This is a genomic window from Klebsiella sp. 18074, assembly GCF_902705905.1.
Taxonomy (GTDB): Bacteria; Pseudomonadota; Gammaproteobacteria; order Enterobacterales; family Enterobacteriaceae; genus Klebsiella; species Klebsiella terrigena.
The window spans coordinates 111,915-130,922 of sequence record NZ_CACSIS010000007.1 but is presented as its reverse complement, the minus strand read 5'-3'; the positions used below and the strand labels follow the sequence as shown (position 1 = coordinate 130,922).

The following is a 19,008-nucleotide window of genomic DNA, read 5'->3' as shown; positions in this document are numbered from 1 at the left end:
AGGCGATGAAAAGATATCTGTTTCACCGCCTGCTGGCGCTCCTGCCGGTACTGGTGGTGGTGGCGGTGGTGGTGTTTTGTCTGATTCACCTGGCGCCTGGCGATCCGGCGCTGGTTATTCTGGGAAATGATGCCAGTCCGCAGGATATTGCCGCGCTGCGCCAGCAGATGGGGCTGGACAGGCCGCTGCTGGTCCAGTTCGCCAGCTGGTTTAGCGAGGTGCTGACGGGCGACTTGGGGCAGTCGCTGTTTTTAAATACCAGCGTAATGAGCCTGTTTTTACAGCACCTGACGCCGACGCTGTCCCTGGCCCTGTATGCCCAGTCGATTGCGCTGGCGCTGGGGCTGGCGGGCGGCGTCATCAGCGCGTGGCAGCACGGAAGCGCGACGGACCGCATGATTCGTATGCTGGCGACCTTCGGCATGTCGGTGCCGGGCTTTTTGCTCGGCCTGTTTCTGATTTTCTTTTTCGCCGTGCAGCTGCGCTGGTTCCCGGTGGTGGGCTATCGCTCCAGCAACGCATCTTTCTGGTTAAACGTCTGGTATCTGACGCTGCCCGCTTTTGCGCTTGGTCTGCGTATTGCGGCGCTGATCGCGCGGATGACCCGTGCGGTGATGCTGGACGTGATGCAGGAACCGTTTATCAATACCGCACGGGCGAAAGGGGTGCCGGAGCGGCTGGTGCTGCTGCGCCACACGTTGAAAAACAGCCTGATTCCGATTCTGACGATTTGCGGCGAATCGTTCGCCTCGCTGGTCACCGGTACGATTGTGATTGAAAGCGTATTTGGCATTCCTGGAGTCGGCTCGCTGATTGTTGACTCCATCGAACGCCGGGATGTGACGGTGATCCAGGGCGTCGTGCTGCTGATTACCGTCTGCTATGTACTGATCAACCTGGCGGTGGATCTGCTGAGCTATCTGGCCGATCCGCGTCTTTCCGTCGACGAAGGGGAAAAGTGATGGTGATAAAGAATTCCGCGCGCCTGGCCTGGCCCGGCCTGCTGCTGGCTCTCGTGCTGCTCTCCTTTTTCGCCAGCGCCCTCAGCCCATGGGATCCCTACAGCATCGATCCGCTAAGCCGCCTGAAACCCCCTTCAGCCGCCCACTGGTTCGGGACCGATAACTTCGGCCGGGATCTGTTTGTTCGGGTGGCGCTGGCGGTTCAGGTGTCTCTTTCGGTGGGTGCTGCCGTAGCGGCTATTGCCGGGGTGACGGGAATGGTCATCGGGCTGCTGTGCGCCTGGTATCGCCCGCTAGATCGGGTGCTGATGCGCGTTTGTGACGGACTGTTCGCTTTTCCTTCCCTGCTGCTGGCAATTGCGATCGTCGGCGTACTGGGGCCGAATATCGCCAACGTCGTGCTGGCGCTTTCGCTGGTGTATGTCCCGTCGATTGCCCGCGTGATCCGCGGGGCGGCGATGGTGATTAAAGAGAAAAACTTTATCGAAGCGCTGCGCGCGCAGGGGGCCACTTCGTCACGGATTATATGGCTGCACCTGCTGCCTAACGTTGTTTCACCGTTTATCGTCCAGGTCAGCTGGGTGTTTTCGGTCGCCATCCTCACCGAGGCGGCGCTGAGCTTTCTCGGCTCCGGTGTACCGGCGCCGATGCCCAGCCTCGGCAATCTGCTGTTGGAAGGCAAGGCGGTGATTTTTAGCGCCTGGTGGATGACCTTTTTCCCGGGGGTAGCCATCGTGCTGCTGATTCTGGCGCTGAATATTATCGGTGACGACCTGCGCGATAGCGCCGATCCGGGGCTTAAACCCTTACCGCGTCGGATACTCCGGCTGTTGAAACAAGGGGGGCGTTATGGCTGAGACTTTGCTGCGGGTTAATAAACTGGACGTCCGATTCGCGACCCGTCAGGGGGTGATCTCCCCCGTGCGCGGGGTGTCGTTTGTGGTCAACGCCCATGAAACGCTCGGCATTATTGGCGAATCCGGCTGTGGCAAGAGCGTCACCGCCCAGGCGCTGATGGGGCTGCTATCCCCCCGCATCAGCCGCGTTGAGGGGGAAGTTGTGCTGGCGGGTAAAGCGCTGCATTCGCTCCCGGCGAAGGTCCGCCGGCAGATAAGCGGCCGGGATATGGCGATGATCTTTCAGGATCCGCTGGCCAGCCTGAACCCGGTGATGAGCATTGGGTTACAGATTGACGAAAGCCTGCGGCTGCATACGGCGCTTTCGCGCGCGCAGCGGCGGGAAAAAATCTTCAGCCTGCTGGCGCAGGTCGGCATACCCGATCCGGCGCGCTGTGCCGGCGCCTGGCCGCATGAGCTTTCCGGCGGAATGCGCCAGCGCGTGATGATCGCGATGGCGATTGCTACCTCTCCCTCGCTGCTGATTGCCGATGAACCGACCACGGCGCTGGACGCCACTATTCAGGCGCAGATCCTCGATCTGCTCGATGAGATAAAGCAGCAGACCGGGATGGGCATTATCTTTATCACCCACGATCTCAGCGTAGTAGCACGATTGTGCCAGCGCGTGGTGGTGCTCTATGCCGGGCAGGTGGTGGAGGAAGCGGATGTGTATACGCTCTTCGAGCGGCCTCGCCATCCGTATACTCGCGCGCTGTTGGCGGCGCGGCCTTCGGCAAACCATCCGCCGAAAACGCCGCTGGCGGAAATTAGCGGGCAGGTGCCCTCTCTGCACGCGTTACCCGCCGGGTGCGCCTATGCCGATCGCTGTCCGCTGGCGCAGCCCCGATGCCGGGCACAGGCGGCAGCGCTGCGCCCCGTTGGCAACGAGGGGCATCAGGTTCGCTGCTGGCGAGCTGAAGAAGGAGGAATTTTGCAATGACGACATCGTTGCTGACGGTCAACCAGCTATCAAAGACGTTCCTGCGCCGCGGGAATTCCGTGCGCGCGGTAGATAATATAAGCTTCAGCCTCCAGGCGGGCGAGACCTGGGCGCTGGTGGGGGAGTCCGGCAGCGGTAAAAGCACCACCGGAAGGCTGATGTTAGGGCTAACGCCGGCGACCGACGGTGACATAGTCTTTGATGGACGCTCTCTGACGGGGCTCAGTGCCGCAGGCTGGCGCAGCGTGCGCCGGGATATGCAGATGATTTTCCAGGACCCGCTCTCATCGCTCGATCCCCGGCGCCGCATCGGCTACAGCCTGGAAGAGCCGCTCATTATTCACGGCATAGACAAGCGTAAAATGCGGGTCGCCGAAATGCTGGAGCAGGTTGGCCTGCGCCCGCAGGATGCCGCCCGCTACCCGCATGAGTTTTCCGGCGGCCAGCGCCAGCGTATCGGCATCGCCAGAGCGCTGATCCTCAAGCCGAAACTGATCGTCTGCGATGAACCCGTTTCGGCCTTAGACGTGTCGATCCAGTCGCAAATACTCAATTTACTGATGGCGCTGCAGCGCGAATATGGGCTGGCTTACCTGTTTATCTCTCATGATTTAAACGTGGTCCGACACATTGCCGATCGCGTGGGGGTAATGTATCGGGGCAAGCTTGTTGAGCAGGGTGAGACGGAGCGCATTTTCACCCAGGCAGGTCATGACTATACGCGCTATTTACTTAACGCTATTTTACCCGCGCACCCGGCGGTGGCGGGCGAGAGGCGCGCGGTGGCCAACGGTTAACGAGGACAGGAGTCGATTTGAACGCCATGTCGGTTATAATAGGCGCAAGTGAAGTGGTTCACGGCCCTATTAACCCGGCGCATATCGCCCCAGATGAGTACCTTTAATGAGTGAAATGATTTACGGCATCCATGCGGTGCAGGCCCTGCTGGAGCGCGCTCCCGAGCGTTTTCAGGAAGTCTATATTCTCAAAGGCCGCGAGGATAAACGCCTGCTGCCGCTGATCCACGCGCTGGAAGCCCAGGGCGTGGTGATTCAGGTCGCTAACCGCCAGTTTCTCGATGAGAAAAGCGAAGGCGCCGTGCATCAGGGGATTATTGCCCGCGTGAAGCCGGGACGTCAGTACCAGGAGAACGACCTGCCTGAACTGCTCGCCTCTCTCGATCAGCCGCTGCTGCTGATTCTCGACGGCGTTACCGATCCGCATAACCTTGGCGCCTGTCTGCGCAGCGCCGATGCCGCCGGCGTACACGCGGTGATCGTGCCGCGCGACCGTTCGGCGCAGCTGAACGCGACGGCGAAAAAAGTCGCCTGCGGCGCGGCGGAAAACGTACCGCTGATCCGCGTGACTAACCTCGCGCGCACCATGCGTCTGCTGCAGGAAGAGAACGTCTGGATCGTCGGCACCGCCGGTGAAGCGGACCATACCCTCTTCCAGAGCAAGATGACCGGCCCGATGGCGCTGGTGATGGGTGCCGAGGGTGAAGGGATGCGCCGCCTGACGCGCGAACACTGCGATGAGCTGATCAGCATTCCGATGGCCGGCAGCGTCTCCTCGCTGAACGTCTCCGTCGCGACCGGCATTTGTCTGTTTGAAGCCGTGCGCCAGCGCAGCTGATTAACGCCGGGCGCACGCTGCCCGGCGGCTACTCGTCCAGCGAGCGCAGGTGATCGTTCTTATTGAGCGTCATCAGCGCGATGATGCTGACTACCGCCGTCGCCATGACGTAGTAAGCCGGAATATCAAGATTACCGGTCTGTTTAATCAGGCCGGTAATAATCAGCCCGGCGCAGCCGGAAAAAACTGCATTAGAGAGCGAATAGGCCAGCCCAAGGCCGGTATAGCGTACCCTTGTTGGGAACATCTCTGCCAGCATCGCCGGTCCCGGCCCTGCCAGCACCCCCACCAGACCGCCAGCAACGAGCACCACCGCGCCTTTTATCAGCAGCGTGCTGGATTCCGCCTGAAGAATTTTCAGCAGCGGCAGCGCCAGTATCAGCAGCAGTACCGCGGCCATCACCATCACGTTACGCCGACCCCACTTATCGCTGAGTATTCCGGCAGGAAGAATGGTCAGCGCAAAGCCAATATTGGAGATCACCGCGATCAGCAGCGCCTGGTTAAAGCCGGTGTGCAGCGCCGACTGCAGGTAGGCGGGCATAATCACCAGGTAGGTGTAGCCTGCGGCGGACCAGACCATCAGGCGGCCGATGCCGGTGATAATCGCTTTCAGAGTATGGCTCAGGTCGGCGCTGGCCTGCGGGCGCTGCTGTTGCTGCTGGCGGAGAAAGCCCGGCGTCTCTTCCATTTTCACCCGCAGCCAGAGCGCGACGATCCCCATCGGGATGGCGAGGAAGAACGGAATTCGCCAGCCCCAGGCATGGAGCTCTTCCGGGCTCAGCGCCGCGGATATCAGGGCGACGATCCCGGCGCCGGCCAGCAGGCCGAGGGCGACGGTGAAGGATTGCCATGCGCCATACAGGCCGCGCTTGCCGCGAGGCGCAAACTCGGTCATCAGCGAGACGGCACCGCCATACTCCCCGCCGGCAAACAGCCCCTGCAGAATGCGCAGCCCGGTCAAAATCAGAGGGGCCGCCACCCCGATGCTGGCATACGTCGGCACCAGTCCAATTGCCGTGGTGGCGAGCGTCATCATCACCAGGACGACGATCAGCGTCGGCTTGCGGCCGATTCTATCGCCGATACGGCCAAAAATTATGGCGCCTAGCGGGCGGAAGAAAAAGGCGATAGCGAAGGAGGCGTAAGTCAGGATCAGGCCCGTTAGCGGCGCCTCGCCGGCCAGCTGAAAGAAGTTCCGGGCGATAACCGTCGCCAGAAAGCCGTAGACCGCAAACTCATACCATTCAATAAAGTTGCCGATAGATCCGGCGATCAGCGCGCGCTTGTGCGCGCCCGCAGGGCGTGTCGCGGTCTGCATAGGCCATCCTGATTTCAACAAAAAAATAACAAGTGAATAAATTATTCCACAACTTTAGCCTTGTGAAATTTTAAATTCTTATGCCTGTGATGCGCCTCACGAAGGGGCGGATGGTTTTTTTGTGACCCGGCTCGCGGGCGCTCCCTGCCCTGGCTGACCATACTGAGTACAACGCCATTGACGGAGGGAAGCACTATGCACTGGCCAACTCATACCGTGTTTAATCAGCCGACGCCGCTGCTGAACAGCAACTTATTCTTGTCCGATACCGCGCTGCGCGAAGCCGTGGCTCGGGAGGGCGCCGCCTGGGATGGCGATCTGCTGGCCAGCATTGGCCAGCAGTTGGGAACGGCAGAGTCGCTGGAGCTGGGGAGGCTGGCGAACGTTAATCCGCCTGAGCTACTGCGCTATGACGCGACCGGTACGCGGCTTGACGATGTGCGCTTTCATCCCGCCTGGCACCTGCTGATGCAGGGGCTGTGCGCTAACCGGGTGCATAATCTCGCCTGGCAGGACGACGCGCGCGCCGGCGCTTTCGTGGCCCGGGCGGCCCGCTTTATGCTGCATGCGCAGGTGGAGGCCGGGACGCTATGCCCGATAACCATGACGTTCGCCGCTACGCCTCTGCTACAGCAGTCGCTCCCCAGGCCGTTTAGCGACTGGCTGACGCCGCTGCTGAGCGATCGCTACGATCCGCACCTGGCACCGGGCAGCCAGAAGCGCGGGCTGCTGATCGGCATGGGAATGACGGAAAAGCAGGGGGGATCGGATGTGCTGAGCAATACCACCCGTGCCGAAAAGAGCGCTGACGGGTTTTATCGTCTGGTGGGCCACAAGTGGTTTTTCTCGGTACCGCAAAGCGACGCGCACCTGGTGCTGGCGCAGGCACCCGGCGGGCTCTCCTGTTTCTTTGTGCCTCGCCTTCTGCCGGACGGCCAGCGTAATGCGCTGCACCTCGAAAGGCTCAAAGATAAGCTCGGTAACCGCTCTAACGCCAGCAGCGAGGTGGAGTTTTATGACGCCTGTGGCTGGCTGGTGGGCGAAGAGGGGGACGGCGTACGGCAAATTCTCAAAATGGGCGGCCTGACCCGCTTCGACTGCGCGCTGGGCAGCCATGCCTTAATGCGTCGGGCCTGGTCGGTCGCCTTCTATCACGCTTTTCAGCGCCAGGCGTTCGGTAAAAGCCTGGTCGAGCAGCCGATGATGCGCCAGGTGCTGGGCCAGATGGCGCTGCAGCTTGAGGGGCAAACCGCCTTTTTATTCCGCCTGGCGCGCGCGTGGGATAAGCGCGACGACGCGCAAGAGGCGCTGTGGGCCCGCCTGTTTACCCCGGCGGCGAAGTTTGCTATCTGCAAATCCGGGATCCCGTTTGTTGGCGAAGCGATGGAAGTGCTGGGCGGTATCGGCTACTGCGAGGAGAGCGAGCTGCCGTGCCTGTACCGGGAGATGCCGGTGAACAGTATCTGGGAAGGTTCGGGGAATATTATGTGTCTCGACGTGATGCGGGTGCTGGGCAAGCAGCCTGCGGCGCTGGAGCTGCTGGCGACAGAGTGTGCGGAAGTTAAAGGGCAGAATCGCCATTTTGATCGCGGATGGCGTCAGCTGCAGCTGCTGCTGAGGCGGCCAAAGGAAGAGCAGGGCCGGGAGATAACCCGGCTGGTGTACCGGCTAGGCGCGGGAGCGCAGATGCTGCGCTACGCCTCGCCGCCTCTGGCTCAGGCATGGTGTCGAATGATGCTCGATCCGCGCGGCGGCGTGCGGCTGGACGCGCAAACGCTCGATGACCTGCTGCTGCGCGGCACCGGGCGCGGGCGCCAGGCGCCTCAGGCGTAGAGAATGGCCTGTACCCGCCAGCTGTCCGGCTGCTGTTCCTCGTACATCTGGACGATGCGATACCAGGAGGCGCCCTGCTCATCGGCCTTCATGGCGATGGCATGCTCGACGTCCTGCTGGCTGCCGGCAATATTGTTGACGGAAATCAGGCCGATTTCATTCAGGCCAGTGACGCAGTCCGCGCTGGCAAATTCTGCGGACTGTGCTGCAGTGTGTGCCGTTGTAGCGTTAAACAGCAGGCTGGGTAAGGTAAATGATCGTTTCATCGTCAGCTCCATTTCGCGTGGCCCGAGGGCAGTCCGTTGCTAACGTCCTGCCAGGTTTGACTGGCTGAACGTTATTATGCACAGGAGAACGTGAACGGATGCAAAGCAATGTAAAGCGGGGTTAAAGGCGTCGTACCGTTATTTACGGTACAGAATTGCCTGCGAATACCACTGGCCGGGAACCAGGGTGTCATCAATCATTATGATGACGTAGTAATCCGCTTTAGCCGCTTCTGCTTTGACCTTCAGCGCAGCTTCAACATCCATCGGCGAACCGTACATCAGCACGCTCACCGTCCCCATTTTTTGTAGCCCGCTGGTCTGGTTACGGTGAATCTCTTGCGGATGGCTGGTCGCAGGCGGCGGGGCTTCAGGCGTTCCCTGCAGAGCGCTACAGCCGCTCAGAACAATCGCCAGTAACCACGGTGTAAACCTACGCATAACCATATCTCGTTTCCTGTTAGTCACAGTGTAGTGGTAGCCTGAATGACATTTCCGGGGAATGTTCCCGAATTGTTATCTCTGACGCGATTTTCGAATGAAAATGTTGTGAAAGCGTAACCCAGTTCTCAACATTATAAATCGCGGCTGAACCCACGCCTTTGGCTATATGTTAGCCCATGGCACACCGCTACTCTAGAGATGGGAGACGATAAATGATAGTACTGGAAGTGCGTAATCTTGCGGGCGGCGAGGTGCTTCATGCCTGTCCACAAAATGCGTCAGACCGGCCCCTGCCGTGTATCGTTTTTTATCACGGATTCACCTCTTCGAAGCTGGTTTATAGCTACTTCGCCGTGGCGCTGGCGGAGGCGGGATTTCGGGTCATTATGCCCGATGCGCCGGAGCATGGCGCGCGCTACTTCGGCGATGAAAAAGGGCGAATGCAGCACTTTTGGCCCATCTTGCTACAGAACTTCGCCGAATTCACCGCGCTGCGCGAGGCGATCGCCGCGCAGGGGTGGATTGCGGACGACAGGCTGGCGGTCGCCGGCGCCTCGATGGGCGGAATGACGGCGCTGGGTATTATGACCCATCATCCGCAGTTGAAAAGCGTCGCCTGTCTGATGGGGTCCGGCTATTTCAGCAGCCTCGCGCAAAGCCTGTTTCCCTCACCCTCTCTGGACGCGGAGCAACTGACGGAGTGGGACGTCAGCCATCAGCTGGCGACGCTCGCCAGCAGGCCGCTGCTGCTTTGGCACGGCGATGAGGACGACGTGGTACCGCCTGGCGAAACCTTCCGCCTCCAGCAGGCCTTGCAGCAAAGCGGGCTGGCCGAAAACCTGACCTGCGTCTGGCAGCAGGGCGTGCGCCATCGCATTACGCCAGAGGCGCTGGCCGAAACGGTCGGGTTCTTTAAGCGCACGCTTTAGGCGCGGCGGCGGGCTGGACCCTTCGTCCCCGTAGCGGAGGCGAAGGGGTTAGAGAAGGGTGGTTAGCGATAGATCGCGGCGCTGGCGTGGATCGCGCCGTTGCTTTCCGGTTCGTGGATCAGGATCGGCTGGAAGTATTTTGCCCCCTGTTCGTCGCTCAGCTGGTTAAGGGCCTTATCGGCCTCTTGCTCAGTGGCCATATTGTGGTTGATATAGATAACGCCCAGGCTCTGTACATCGTCCATGTTACGTGCCTGACGTCCATCGATTTTGATGGCTGCCAGCGCGTTGGCGCTCAGTAAAAGCGCAGCCATTACGGCAATGAGGATGTATTTCATAATCTACGCTCCTTATAACTGTCCTGACGTTAACCCGGGCTCCCTTGGGCTATAGATTGCTCTTGATGTAAGTGTAATCACTCCCTGTCGGGTGCATCGCGACCATTTCTGATGAAGTTGTTCAAAAAAGTGTCGCTGCTGCCGTTGATTAATTTTAAATCACTGACTTAGGGCGGCTTTGCCGTTAGTGCGAATTATTTGCGCAATCAGCTTGAGTTTATGGTGGTTCGCAATTAGAATGACGCGTCAATTTTTCAGCCGCCCTTTAACCACGTTCCTTGCCTCCATGGGCCGCGGCTGACCCAGACAGGAGGCTGAATAATCCGTAAGGAGCAATTCGATGCGTCATTACGAAATCGTTTTTATGGTCCATCCTGACCAGAGCGAACAGGTTCCGGGTATGATCGAACGTTACACTGGTGCAATCACTGCAGCAGAAGGTACGATCCACCGTCTGGAAGACTGGGGCCGCCGTCAGCTGGCTTACCCGATCAACAAACTGCACAAAGCTCACTACGTTCTGCTGAACGTTGAAGCCCCGCAGGAAGCGATCGATGAGCTGGAAACAAACTTCCGCTTCAACGACGCCGTTATCCGCAGCATGGTAATGCGTACTAAGCACGCTGTTACCGAAGCATCTCCGATGGTTAAAGCGAAAGACGAGCGCCGTGAGCGTCGCGAAGATTTCGCAAACGAAACCGCAGATGATTCCGAAGCTGGGGATTCTGAAGAGTAATCCTGATGACCAACCGTCTGGAGCTGTCCGGCATTATCTGCAGGACGCCAATTCGTAAGGTCAGCCCGTCAGGAATTCCACACTGCCAGTTCGTGCTTGAGCATCGTTCAGTGCAGGAGGAAGCCGGTTTTCACCGGCAGGCATGGTGCCAAATGCCCGTTATCATTAGCGGACACCAAAACCAGGCCATTACTCACAGTATAACGGTCGGCAGTGCAGTAATCGTTCGGGGGTTCATTTCTTGCCACAAGGCAAAGAACGGCCTGAGCAAAATGGTTCTGCATGCCGAGCAGATTGAATTGATAGATTCTGGAGACTAGCCAAATGGCACGTTATTTCCGTCGTCGCAAGTTCTGCCGTTTCACCGCGGAAGGCGTTGTAGAGATTGATTACAAAGACATCGCTACGCTGAAAAACTACATTACCGAAAGCGGTAAAATTGTCCCGAGCCGTATTACCGGTACTCGCGCAAAATACCAGCGTCAGCTGGCTCGCTGCATCAAGCGCGCTCGCTACCTGTCCCTGCTGCCATATACCGATCGTCATCAGTAATCGGCCGCTGTCTATTAACGACTTTAAGAGGATAAGGTAATGCAAGTTATTCTGCTTGATAAAGTAGCAAACCTGGGCAGCCTGGGTGATCAGGTTAATGTTAAAGCGGGCTACGCTCGTAACTTCCTGGTTCCACAGGGTAAAGCTGTTCCAGCTACCAAGAAAAACGTTGAATTCTTCGAAGCGCGTCGCGCTGAACTGGAAGCCAAACTGGCTGACGTTCTGGCAGCTGCTAACGCACGTGCTGAAGCAATCAATGCACTGGGCAATGTTACCATCGCGTCTAAATCAGGCGACGAAGGTAAACTGTTCGGTTCCATCGGTACCCGCGACATCGCTGACGCTGTAACTGCAGCTGGCGTTGCCGTCGCTAAGAGCGAAGTTCGTCTGCCGAACGGCGTTCTGCGCACCACCGGTGAGCACGAAGTGGACTTCCAGGTTCACAGCGAAGTCTTCGCGAAACTGGTTGTTAACGTTGTAGCTGAGTAATTTTTACTCTGCTCGCGTCGAGACGCCGGCCTTGTGCCGGCGTTTTGCTTTTCTGCCTTCCCCCACGCTAATTTATTCGCGATAGACTATCGCGCACGAATAAAGCTGCCGTTTGCCTGACGGGTAAACAGCACCTGCTGCCCACCGCCGATATCGATAGTCAGGCCGGTTACCACCCCATTCGCATTCTGCCTAATCTGTACCGTTTGCCCGGTTTGCAGCGAGCTGAGCGGTTTTCCCGAACCTTCGACCTGGGCCATAGCGTAAACGTCGGTTGGCGGCAGGTTATGGTCGCGGAACAGCTGGGCCAGGGTTTTCCCTGACTCGATGCGATAGGTGCGCCACTGCTGCTCGATGCCCGGCGCAGATTGCTGCTGTTGCTGCTGAGGCGGAGAGTCGGTCTGATTCTGCTGCTCGGCGGGCTGCTCGTCCTGAACCGGTTCTGGCGCCACCGGCGCCATCTGATCGGCGTCGCTCACCGTAGGCGTTGAGGTAATAGGCGGCAGCGGGATAGCCTGCTGTGAAGACGATTGCGGCTGGGACTGCGACTGCATATCGAGGCTGGCATCGCGGCTGACCTGGGCGGACGTGCTGCTCTCCTCGGAGGGGAGCAGGATACCGATAACCACCAGCAGGGCTCCGGCGATAATGCCTCGACGGTGCATTGGCGGCAGCGGATCCATAATGCGAATATGATCCGGGGCGTGCCAGATCTTCGCCAGGGTAGGTGTCATTTCAAAGCGCCCGGGCATGGCTTTCCTCCTGCTCCGCATATTTTTATGCTGCTCCGTAGAGTATAGATGGCTAACTTCCTGATGGACGAGACAAAGATATGTTTCGTGAGGTTAGCCTGATATTGCCTATTGTTTCTGTTTCCCTCAGATTTGTCATCATCCAGCGACAAAGTTTTACCCATCGTGCTGTGGCTGATATGCTGCCCACCGCTTTATACTCGTCGTCTTGCGGGTTGCCGGTGCGCTGGCAGTGCCGCTCGCTTCGCTTACGGTGTTATTTATACCGCGAAGGCTCAGGAGCCTGCCGCCTTCCCGCAGGCCGAAGTTTATAGAGTATGAATTTTCCCCCCAAAAAAGGAACAAAGATGGCAACCCCGACTTTTGACACTATCGAAGCGCAGGCAAGTTACGGTATCGGCTTGCAGGTTGGACAACAGCTGAGCGAATCTGGCCTGCAGGGGCTGCTGCCTGAGGCGCTGGTAGCCGGTATTGCTGATGCGCTGGAAGGCAATCAGCCGCAGGTGCCGGTAGAAGCCGTTCACCGCGCGCTGCGTGAAATTCACGAACGTGCCGATGCGGTACGCCGCGAACGTTTCCAGGAGCTGGCGGCAGATGGCCAGAAATACCTCGATGAAAACCGCGAGCGCGAAGGCGTGAACAGCACCGAATCCGGCCTGCAGTTCCGCGTCCTGACCCAGGGCGAAGGCGCTATCCCGGCGCGGACCGACCACGTTCGCGTGCACTACACCGGTAAGCTTATCGACGGTACCGTTTTTGACAGCTCCGTTGCGCGCGGCGAGCCGGCTGAATTCCCGGTAACCGGCGTGATCGGCGGCTGGATTGAAGCGCTGACCCTGATGCCGGTTGGCTCAAAATGGGAGCTGACCATTCCGCACAACCTGGCATACGGTGAGCGCGGCGCGGGCGCATCGATTCCTCCGTTCAGCACCCTGGTTTTTGAAGTAGAGCTGCTGGATATTATCTAAGCAGTAGTGGCTTCCTCTCCCCAAGGGTGGGGAAGCCAATAAAAATAGCGTAAAACGCTTAATTTTGAATTTAGTTAGAGTTTAATATTGCTTAAATGATTTTTTGGCGTATTTTTGTGAGCTGTTTCGCGTGACCGGAGTGATATAACACTCACTTTAAACATAAAATTAACATTATATCTAAATCATAGTATTCATCCTTCCGATTCTTACCTAATATCGATAAGCCCTTTTCCAGGGGTCATGACTAATGACGGGCCAGTAGAGCCTGAACAACACAGACAGGTACAACAGGAAAATATCACATGGTAGATCAGGTTAAAGTCGCTGCTGAAGAGCAGGCTCCGACGGAACAAACGCTGCGGCGAAATCTCACAAACCGGCATATTCAGCTTATTGCCATCGGCGGCGCTATCGGTACCGGCTTATTTATGGGGTCCGGTAAAACCATCAGTCTCGCCGGGCCATCCATCATTTTTGTTTATATGATCATTGGCTTCATGCTGTTTTTCGTCATGCGTGCGATGGGCGAACTGCTGCTGTCGAATCTGGAATATAAATCGTTCAGCGATTTCGCCGCCGATCTTCTGGGGCCGTGGGCCGGATACTTTACCGGCTGGACCTACTGGTTCTGCTGGGTGGTGACCGGGATGGCGGACGTCGTGGCGATTACCGCCTACGCCCAGTTCTGGTTCCCGGGCCTCTCCGACTGGGTGGCCTCGCTAGCGGTTATCCTGCTGCTGCTGAGCCTGAACCTTGCCACCGTGAAAATGTTCGGGGAAATGGAGTTCTGGTTTGCGATGGTCAAGATCGTCGCTATCGTGGCGCTGATTGTCGTCGGCCTGGTCATGGTGATGATGCACTTCAAATCGCCGACCGGCGTAGAAGCCTCTTTTGCTCATCTGTGGAATGACGGCGGCTGGTTCCCGAAAGGGATCAGCGGATTCTTTGCCGGCTTCCAGATTGCGGTCTTCGCCTTCGTCGGGATTGAGCTGGTGGGCACCACCGCTGCGGAAACCAAAGATCCGGAGAAATCCCTGCCGCGCGCGATTAACTCTATCCCGCTGCGCATCATTATGTTCTACGTCTTCGCGCTGATCGTGATTATGTCGGTGACGCCGTGGGGCTCGGTGGTTCCGACCAAGAGCCCGTTCGTCGAACTCTTTGTGCTGGTGGGTCTGCCGGCTGCGGCCAGCCTGATTAACTTCGTGGTGCTGACCTCCGCGGCCTCTTCGGCCAACAGTGGCGTATTCTCCACCAGCCGTATGCTGTTTGGCCTGGCGCAGGATGGTCAGGCACCGTCGATGTTCGCCAAACTGTCGAAACGTGCGGTACCGGCAAAGGGTCTGACCTTCTCCTGCATGTGCCTGCTGGGCGGCGTGGTGATGCTGATGGTGAATCCGAGCGTGATTTCCGCGTTCACCATGATCACCACGGTTTCGGCGATCCTGTTTATGTTCGTCTGGACCATTATCCTGTGCTCGTATCTGGTCTATCGCAAAAAGCGCCCGCAGCTGCACGAGCAGTCGAAGTATAAGATGCCGCTGGGCAAGCTGATGTGCTGGGTTTGTATGGCGTTCTTCGCCTTCGTGGTGGTGCTGCTGACGCTGGAGACCGACACGCGCCAGGCGCTGATCGTCACGCCGCTGTGGTTTGTTCTGCTGGCGGTGGGCTGGTTCTTTGCCGGTAAGAAACGTCTGGCGAAATAAAAAAATCTTCGGGAGAGATTTTTAACGTTGCTTGCAACGGCCCGTAGGGGGACGGGCAGGACGCCCGTCATAAAAAATCTTCGGGAGAGATTTTTAACGTTGCTTGCAACGGCCCGCAGGGGGACGGGCAGGACGCCCGTCATAAAAAAGGCCACCCGGAGTGGCCAATAAGACTGACAGTATCGAGGGCGCCCGCGGGCGCCTTTTTTTATTTAGTTTCCGGCAAGGGCGCGCGGGAACAGGACGTTATTTTCCAGGCTGATGTGTTCCATCAGATCGTCGATCAGCTCATTAATGCCGTTGTACATCGCTTTCCAGGTGGTGCAGGCTTCCGGCGGCGGCGTCACGTTATGGGTGATGTGCTTAATCACTTCCAGCAGCTCGCCCGCTTCGTCGTGCTCGCTTTCCATCACGCTGATGGGGCCAGCGGCCTGGGTCCCCATGCCCTGCTTAATCATCGGGAACAGGATCTGCTCCTCTTTCATCATGTGGCTGGAGAGCTCCTGGTGGAGCATCGTCAGGTACTTGGTTAAGCCGTTCGGCACGTTGGGCTTATCGGCATGCACGCGCTCAACTTTGGTGGCCTGCAGAATAAGCTCCGGCAGCTGCTCGCGATGGCGGTCATGATAGCGCACGATAATATGGTCGATGATCTCGGCGTAGGGCGCGACGCGCCAGTCGCGCTCTGCCGGCTCTTGCGCAAGCTTCATCAGCTCCGCTTCGATAACCGCGACGTCCAGCTCTTTACGCGATGCTGCGCGATCCAGCGTTTGTTTCCCGCCGCAGCAGTAGTCCATGTCGTATTTACGGAACAGCGCGGAGGCGCGCGGGATCGTCAGCGCCAGCTCGCCTAAAGGTTGGTCACGGAAAGCCATAGCAATTACCTCGTCATCAAGAATATAAGATGTATTTTAAATGCATCTTATCGATAAGGGAATACCCCTTTCGGATACCAGGCTATTTTTTATTCGCACTGACCTGCGCCACCAGCCTCGGCTTTTCCGGTCGGGCGCGCACGGCGGAGATAACGCCTAATACCAGCAGCAGGATACCGCTGAGCGTCAGCAGCGGCGGCAGGCTTTGGCGCAGCAGGAAGGTATACAGCAGACCGGCAAGCGTTTCGAAGACGATAAGCGGCCCGAGGATCACCGTCGGCAGCTTCTGGCTGGCGATGTTCCAGCATAAAGCCCCGACCCACGAGCAGAGCACGGCGATAGCCAGCATCAGCGTCACGAAGACCAGCGGACGCGGGCCAAAGGGAAGGGGAAAGCTAACCTGCTGGCCGTGCAGCCACCAGCAGGCGGCGACGTAGCCCACCAGCGATAGCGGCAGCGTCACTAGCGCCTGCGCCGTTGCCCACATCATCGGATGCTTATCCGGATTTTCGCGCAGCCAGCGGGCGTTGCGCAGCGCGTACCACGCCCAGCAGGCAACGGAGATCAGCGCCAGCGCGATCCCGGAGCCGTAGCGCCAGAAGCTAAACGCCTCCATGCCCTGGCGCAGTTCGGCGATATTAACGCACGCCAGGCCGAGCGCAATGCACGCCAGCGCCGGGAATAAGCGCCGCCACGGCAGCTTGCCATCGCGCTGGCTGTAGAGCAGGTTAGCAAACACCGGCAGCACCACCGGCAGGGTGCCGATAATCATGGTGGCGACCGGGGCACCGGTACGCTGGATGGCGCTGGCGAGGCAAACATAATAGATAAGGTTGCCCATCATGGTCAGCCCGCAGGCAACCCACCAATCCTGTGCCGAAAGCTGGCGCAGCCTCACGCGACCGAGCCACGCCAGCGGCAGGGCGATGAGCCCCAGCGCCAGATAGCGCCCCATTGACTGTAATACCGCCGGGTACTCCGGCACCACCTGAGGACCGACAAAAATCAGCCCCCACATCAACCCTGCCAGAAGGGCATACAGCACGCCGCTAATCATCTTGCCATCCATCATCGTTATCGTTGGCCAAAGTGTAGGTGAGGCCGGTGCGGGAATATTGTATGAGATTGCGCATTAGCGCCGGATGACCTGCTTTTGATAGCGTACCGGGGTAATTCCGTAGCGGCGGGTAAAGGCGCGGGTGAGGTGCGACTGGTCGGTAAGGCCGGCGGCGGCGGCAACTTCGGCGGCGGGCATCCCGTGCGTCAGGAAGGCCTTGGCGCGCCATAGGCGAATAGCCATCAGCATTTGATGGGGCGTGACGTGGAAATGGGCTTTAAACTGACGCTGAAAGTGCCACGGGCTGAGGGCGGCAACCTGCGCCAGCTCATCCAGGGTGACCGCGCGCATATAGTTATCGTGCAGATATTCGCGCACGCGCTCGAAGCGATGGGCCGCTTCCGTCAGTACCGGCGCGTGATGGGCAAACGGGCGAAAGGTGTCGATAAGGTCGAGCAGCAGGCCCTGCTGGGCCAGCGGATCCTCGGTGTGCCACAGGCCGTATATGAGATGGCAGAGCTGTCGCGAGCGCTTTGGATCCTGGCGCACGACTTCGCTGAACCACCAGTGGCGCGTGCCGGTCACCTCTTCCAGCAGTGCGGGATCGAGATAGACCATCCGATAGCGCCAGCCGTCTGCAGTTTCCGCTTCGCCGGTATGCAGCTCGTCGGGATTCATGGTGACGATGGAGTTCACCGCGGCGACGTACTGGCTGCCGCGATAGCGGAAGCGCTCGGCGCCCAGCTCAATCGCGCCAATGCCGAAGGCTTCGTGGGTATGCGGTTCAAAGGCGTAGCGGGAGATATGGGCATGATACAGCTCCACGCCCGGCACCTGCGCCAGATGGCGAAAGCGCGCGCTGTCTCTCTCATCGCTGAACTGTTCCGGTACGCCCTGCATCTGCTTTCTCCCCGTAGGCCATCCTTGATTATCGGAGATGACCTGCGGGGATGCTACAAAAATTAACCAGTTTGCAACAGTTACAGGATGCCTTTGACGCTCTCCGCCAGGGAGGTGGTCGGGCGGCCAATCAGGCTGCTCAGGGTATGGCTATCGTCAAACAGGCCGCCCTGAGAGGCACCGATATCGGAGTTTGCCAGCATATCCGCCAGCCCTGCCGGCAGGCCCACGCTCTTCAACGCCGCGGCGAAGTCGGCTTCGCTAAGGTTCTGATAAACCACGTTCTTACCGCTCTGTTTGCTCAGCTCGGCGGCCAGCTCGCTGAGGGTCCAGGCCTCGTCGCCCGCCAGCTCGTAAACCTTCCCGGCGTGGCCCTCTTCGGCGATGACGCGGGCGGCGGCGGCGGCATAGTCGGCACGGGTGGCTGAGGCAATTTTACCGTCGCCGGCGGCGCCGATAAAGACGCCGTGTTCCAGAGCCGGCGGCGCGCTGGCGAGATAGTTTTCGGTGTACCAGCCGTTGCGCAGAAGGGCATAGGCAATACCGGACTCGGCCAGCATCTTCTCGGTTTCCACGTGCTCAGCGTGCAGACCAAGCGGAGATTGATCCGCATGCAGCAGGCTGGTGTAGGCGATAAATTTGACCCCGGCGGCCCTGGCCGCCTGGATGACGTTGCGATGCTGGGACGCGCGCTGGCCCACTTCGCTGGATGATATCAGCAGCAGCTTATCCACGCCCTGCAGCGCGGCGGTGAAGGCCGCCTGGTCGGTGTAATCCGCCTGACGGACGACGAGGCCCTGCTGGCTGAGGGATTCGGCCTTCGCTGGGTTACGGACAATCGCCACAATCTGGCTGGCGGGAACGGTTTTTAACAGCGCTTGCAGAACGTGGTGGCCTAGCTGGCCGGTGGCGCCGGTAATTGCGATCATGGGTCTTCTCCTTCGTGTTTATTGACTGTTGTGGTAAGCTAACATCTTAGCTAACTTTTAGTAAGTACGTACAAAAAGGTAAGTATGAAATGGCGAATCCGACGCTGAGTGAACAGCTGCGCGACGGCAATCTGTTTGCCGAGCAGTGCCCGTCCCGCGATGTATTGAAACACGTCACCAGCCGCTGGGGCGTGCTGATCCTCGTGGCGCTGCGCGCGGGAACCCACCGCTTCAGCGACCTGCGTCGCAAGATGGGCGGGGTGAGTGAAAAGATGCTGGCCCAGTCGCTGCAGGCGCTGGAGCAGGATGGTTTTATCGACCGGGTGTCGTATCCGGTGGTCCCGCCGCACGTTGAATATAGCCTGACTCCGCTGGGTGAGCAGGTGAGCGAGAAGGTGGCGGCGCTGGCCGACTGGATTGAGCTGAATCTGCCCGCGGTTCTGGCGAACCACGAGCAGACCGTTGCCTGAGCAG

Annotated in this window: 23 protein-coding genes; 14 read left to right on the top strand and 9 right to left on the bottom strand. The window is 58.9% G+C overall.

All coding sequences use genetic code 11. The features are described from left to right. Window positions 1-5 precede the first annotated feature (5 nt). The 5 genes from GVK32_RS09200 (at window position 6) to rlmB (ending at window position 4,436) form a co-directional block, all read left to right on the top strand. A complete protein-coding gene (locus GVK32_RS09200; RefSeq protein WP_159867574.1) occupies window positions 6-962 on the top strand; it encodes an ABC transporter permease in 957 nt (318 codons plus the stop codon). Next, window positions 962-1,819 (top strand): ABC transporter permease, encoded by an 858-nt coding sequence (locus tag GVK32_RS09195; protein WP_159867571.1) that lies wholly within the window; start codon window positions 962-964, stop codon window positions 1,817-1,819. The genes GVK32_RS09200 and GVK32_RS09195 overlap by 1 nt, the downstream gene beginning before the upstream one ends. Beyond that, window positions 1,812-2,801, top strand: a complete 990-nt coding sequence (locus tag GVK32_RS09190) for an ABC transporter ATP-binding protein (protein WP_159867569.1) — start codon at window positions 1,812-1,814, stop codon at window positions 2,799-2,801. The genes GVK32_RS09195 and GVK32_RS09190 overlap by 8 nt, the downstream gene beginning before the upstream one ends. Next, window positions 2,798-3,598 carry an ABC transporter ATP-binding protein gene (locus GVK32_RS09185; protein WP_159867567.1) on the top strand — a complete coding sequence of 267 codons (801 nt, stop codon included), beginning with the start codon at window positions 2,798-2,800 and terminating at the stop codon, window positions 3,596-3,598. The genes GVK32_RS09190 and GVK32_RS09185 overlap by 4 nt, the downstream gene beginning before the upstream one ends. Before the next feature lie 106 nt (window positions 3,599-3,704). Further along, complete coding sequence (rlmB, locus tag GVK32_RS09180) at window positions 3,705-4,436, top strand: 23S rRNA (guanosine(2251)-2'-O)-methyltransferase RlmB (protein WP_041143720.1); 732 nt, start codon at window positions 3,705-3,707, stop codon at window positions 4,434-4,436. Between the two features lie 28 nt (window positions 4,437-4,464). Here rlmB and GVK32_RS09175 read toward each other — a convergent pair whose 3' ends face one another. Further along, a complete protein-coding gene (locus GVK32_RS09175) occupies window positions 4,465-5,757 on the bottom strand; it encodes an MFS transporter (protein ID WP_159867564.1) in 1,293 nt (430 codons plus the stop codon). A gap of 195 nt (window positions 5,758-5,952) precedes the next feature. Between GVK32_RS09175 and GVK32_RS09170 the strand changes: the two genes are divergently transcribed. Next, the gene (locus tag GVK32_RS09170) at window positions 5,953-7,590 is read left to right on the top strand and encodes an isovaleryl-CoA dehydrogenase (RefSeq protein ID WP_159867561.1); all 1,638 of its coding nucleotides are present in this window, start codon (window positions 5,953-5,955) and stop codon (window positions 7,588-7,590) included. Here GVK32_RS09170 and yjfN read toward each other — a convergent pair. Both yjfN and bsmA read right to left on the bottom strand, forming a co-directional pair. Beyond that, window positions 7,581-7,856 carry a DUF1471 family protease activator YjfN gene (gene yjfN, locus GVK32_RS09165; protein ID WP_200842854.1) on the bottom strand — a complete coding sequence of 92 codons (276 nt, stop codon included), beginning with the start codon at window positions 7,854-7,856 and terminating at the stop codon, window positions 7,581-7,583. The two genes, GVK32_RS09170 and yjfN, sit on opposite strands and share 10 nt — an antisense overlap. A gap of 138 nt (window positions 7,857-7,994) precedes the next feature. Continuing rightward, window positions 7,995-8,303, bottom strand: coding sequence for a biofilm peroxide resistance protein BsmA (gene bsmA, locus GVK32_RS09160; RefSeq protein ID WP_041143723.1), 309 nt, complete (start codon window positions 8,301-8,303; stop codon window positions 7,995-7,997). A 209-nt stretch (window positions 8,304-8,512) separates the two neighbouring features. On the opposite strand from bsmA, the gene yjfP reads away from it, so the two are divergent. Further along, window positions 8,513-9,229, top strand: coding sequence for an esterase (gene yjfP / locus GVK32_RS09155; protein WP_159867555.1), 717 nt, complete (start codon window positions 8,513-8,515; stop codon window positions 9,227-9,229). A gap of 62 nt (window positions 9,230-9,291) precedes the next feature. Here yjfP and GVK32_RS09150 read toward each other — a convergent pair whose 3' ends face one another. Beyond that, the gene (locus tag GVK32_RS09150; protein WP_159867552.1) at window positions 9,292-9,567 is read right to left on the bottom strand and encodes a DUF1471 domain-containing protein; all 276 of its coding nucleotides are present in this window, start codon (window positions 9,565-9,567) and stop codon (window positions 9,292-9,294) included. Window positions 9,568-9,907: 340 nt separating this feature from the next. On the opposite strand from GVK32_RS09150, the gene rpsF reads away from it, so the two are divergent. From rpsF to rplI, 4 genes are read left to right on the top strand one after another with little or no spacing between them, the layout of a single operon-like run. Next, window positions 9,908-10,303 (top strand): 30S ribosomal protein S6, encoded by a 396-nt coding sequence (rpsF, locus tag GVK32_RS09145; protein WP_004098001.1) that lies wholly within the window; start codon window positions 9,908-9,910, stop codon window positions 10,301-10,303. Between the two features lie 5 nt (window positions 10,304-10,308). Beyond that, window positions 10,309-10,623 (top strand): primosomal replication protein N, encoded by a 315-nt coding sequence (gene priB, locus GVK32_RS09140; RefSeq protein WP_041143726.1) that lies wholly within the window; start codon window positions 10,309-10,311, stop codon window positions 10,621-10,623. A 4-nt stretch (window positions 10,624-10,627) separates the two neighbouring features. After that, the gene (gene rpsR, locus GVK32_RS09135; protein ID WP_002210155.1) at window positions 10,628-10,855 is read left to right on the top strand and encodes a 30S ribosomal protein S18; all 228 of its coding nucleotides are present in this window, start codon (window positions 10,628-10,630) and stop codon (window positions 10,853-10,855) included. 39 nt (window positions 10,856-10,894) lie between these two features. After that, complete coding sequence (gene rplI / locus GVK32_RS09130; protein WP_041143727.1) at window positions 10,895-11,344, top strand: 50S ribosomal protein L9; 450 nt, start codon at window positions 10,895-10,897, stop codon at window positions 11,342-11,344. Window positions 11,345-11,430: 86 nt separating this feature from the next. Here rplI and GVK32_RS09125 read toward each other — a convergent pair whose 3' ends face one another. Continuing rightward, entirely contained in the window at window positions 11,431-12,096 is a 666-nt protein-coding gene (locus tag GVK32_RS09125; protein ID WP_159867549.1) for a LysM-like peptidoglycan-binding domain-containing protein, read from the bottom strand. A 347-nt stretch (window positions 12,097-12,443) separates the two neighbouring features. Here GVK32_RS09125 and fklB point away from each other — a divergent pair, with 347 nt between their 5' ends. Together fklB and cycA are read left to right on the top strand one after the other, a co-directional pair. Then, window positions 12,444-13,064, top strand: a complete 621-nt coding sequence (fklB, locus tag GVK32_RS09120) for an FKBP-type peptidyl-prolyl cis-trans isomerase (RefSeq protein WP_159867546.1) — start codon at window positions 12,444-12,446, stop codon at window positions 13,062-13,064. Window positions 13,065-13,369: 305 nt separating this feature from the next. Further along, on the top strand, window positions 13,370-14,773 hold the full coding sequence (gene cycA, locus GVK32_RS09115; protein WP_159867543.1) for a D-serine/D-alanine/glycine transporter: 1,404 nt from the start codon (window positions 13,370-13,372) through the stop codon (window positions 14,771-14,773). A 212-nt stretch (window positions 14,774-14,985) separates the two neighbouring features. Here cycA and ytfE read toward each other — a convergent pair whose 3' ends face one another. From ytfE to GVK32_RS09095, 4 genes are all read right to left on the bottom strand, one after another. Further along, window positions 14,986-15,648: an iron-sulfur cluster repair protein YtfE gene (ytfE, locus tag GVK32_RS09110; protein ID WP_045853343.1), complete on the bottom strand. Its 663-nt coding sequence runs from the start codon at window positions 15,646-15,648 to the stop codon at window positions 14,986-14,988. Between the two features lie 82 nt (window positions 15,649-15,730). Then, window positions 15,731-16,705 carry a DMT family transporter gene (locus tag GVK32_RS09105; RefSeq protein ID WP_115193734.1) on the bottom strand — a complete coding sequence of 325 codons (975 nt, stop codon included), beginning with the start codon at window positions 16,703-16,705 and terminating at the stop codon, window positions 15,731-15,733. A gap of 75 nt (window positions 16,706-16,780) precedes the next feature. After that, window positions 16,781-17,605: an AraC family transcriptional regulator gene (locus GVK32_RS09100; RefSeq protein WP_159867540.1), complete on the bottom strand. Its 825-nt coding sequence runs from the start codon at window positions 17,603-17,605 to the stop codon at window positions 16,781-16,783. A gap of 80 nt (window positions 17,606-17,685) precedes the next feature. Further along, window positions 17,686-18,534, bottom strand: a complete 849-nt coding sequence (locus GVK32_RS09095) for an SDR family oxidoreductase (protein ID WP_159867537.1) — start codon at window positions 18,532-18,534, stop codon at window positions 17,686-17,688. 89 nt (window positions 18,535-18,623) lie between these two features. On the opposite strand from GVK32_RS09095, the gene GVK32_RS09090 reads away from it, so the two are divergent. Beyond that, on the top strand, window positions 18,624-19,004 hold the full coding sequence (locus GVK32_RS09090) for a helix-turn-helix domain-containing protein (RefSeq protein WP_041143735.1): 381 nt from the start codon (window positions 18,624-18,626) through the stop codon (window positions 19,002-19,004). Window positions 19,005-19,008: the final 4 nt, after the last annotated feature.

Excerpts from the sequence above, each read along its gene's own strand:
- GVK32_RS09170 (WP_159867561.1), top strand. The coding sequence starts at position 5,953 with ATGCACTGGCCAACTCATACCGTGTTTAATCAGCCGACGCCGCTGCTG.
- rplI (WP_041143727.1), top strand. The coding sequence starts at position 10,895 with ATGCAAGTTATTCTGCTTGATAAAGTAGCAAACCTGGGCAGCCTGGGT.
- cycA (WP_159867543.1), top strand. The coding sequence starts at position 13,370 with ATGGTAGATCAGGTTAAAGTCGCTGCTGAAGAGCAGGCTCCGACGGAA.
- yjfP (WP_159867555.1), top strand. The coding sequence starts at position 8,513 with ATGATAGTACTGGAAGTGCGTAATCTTGCGGGCGGCGAGGTGCTTCAT.
- GVK32_RS09200 (WP_159867574.1), top strand. The coding sequence starts at position 6 with ATGAAAAGATATCTGTTTCACCGCCTGCTGGCGCTCCTGCCGGTACTG.
- GVK32_RS09185 (WP_159867567.1), top strand. The coding sequence starts at position 2,798 with ATGACGACATCGTTGCTGACGGTCAACCAGCTATCAAAGACGTTCCTG.
- GVK32_RS09125 (WP_159867549.1), bottom strand. The coding sequence starts at position 12,096 with ATGCCCGGGCGCTTTGAAATGACACCTACCCTGGCGAAGATCTGGCAC.
- GVK32_RS09175 (WP_159867564.1), bottom strand. The coding sequence starts at position 5,757 with ATGCAGACCGCGACACGCCCTGCGGGCGCGCACAAGCGCGCGCTGATC.
- rpsR (WP_002210155.1), top strand. The coding sequence starts at position 10,628 with ATGGCACGTTATTTCCGTCGTCGCAAGTTCTGCCGTTTCACCGCGGAA.
- GVK32_RS09195 (WP_159867571.1), top strand. The coding sequence starts at position 962 with ATGGTGATAAAGAATTCCGCGCGCCTGGCCTGGCCCGGCCTGCTGCTG.
- bsmA (WP_041143723.1), bottom strand. The coding sequence starts at position 8,303 with ATGGTTATGCGTAGGTTTACACCGTGGTTACTGGCGATTGTTCTGAGC.
- GVK32_RS09100 (WP_159867540.1), bottom strand. The coding sequence starts at position 17,605 with ATGCAGGGCGTACCGGAACAGTTCAGCGATGAGAGAGACAGCGCGCGC.
- priB (WP_041143726.1), top strand. The coding sequence starts at position 10,309 with ATGACCAACCGTCTGGAGCTGTCCGGCATTATCTGCAGGACGCCAATT.
- GVK32_RS09090 (WP_041143735.1), top strand. The coding sequence starts at position 18,624 with ATGGCGAATCCGACGCTGAGTGAACAGCTGCGCGACGGCAATCTGTTT.
- ytfE (WP_045853343.1), bottom strand. The coding sequence starts at position 15,648 with ATGGCTTTCCGTGACCAACCTTTAGGCGAGCTGGCGCTGACGATCCCG.
- rpsF (WP_004098001.1), top strand. The coding sequence starts at position 9,908 with ATGCGTCATTACGAAATCGTTTTTATGGTCCATCCTGACCAGAGCGAA.
- GVK32_RS09105 (WP_115193734.1), bottom strand. The coding sequence starts at position 16,705 with ATGATTAGCGGCGTGCTGTATGCCCTTCTGGCAGGGTTGATGTGGGGG.
- GVK32_RS09095 (WP_159867537.1), bottom strand. The coding sequence starts at position 18,534 with ATGATCGCAATTACCGGCGCCACCGGCCAGCTAGGCCACCACGTTCTG.
- fklB (WP_159867546.1), top strand. The coding sequence starts at position 12,444 with ATGGCAACCCCGACTTTTGACACTATCGAAGCGCAGGCAAGTTACGGT.
- GVK32_RS09190 (WP_159867569.1), top strand. The coding sequence starts at position 1,812 with ATGGCTGAGACTTTGCTGCGGGTTAATAAACTGGACGTCCGATTCGCG.
- rlmB (WP_041143720.1), top strand. The coding sequence starts at position 3,705 with ATGAGTGAAATGATTTACGGCATCCATGCGGTGCAGGCCCTGCTGGAG.
- GVK32_RS09150 (WP_159867552.1), bottom strand. The coding sequence starts at position 9,567 with ATGAAATACATCCTCATTGCCGTAATGGCTGCGCTTTTACTGAGCGCC.
- yjfN (WP_200842854.1), bottom strand. The coding sequence starts at position 7,856 with ATGAAACGATCATTTACCTTACCCAGCCTGCTGTTTAACGCTACAACG.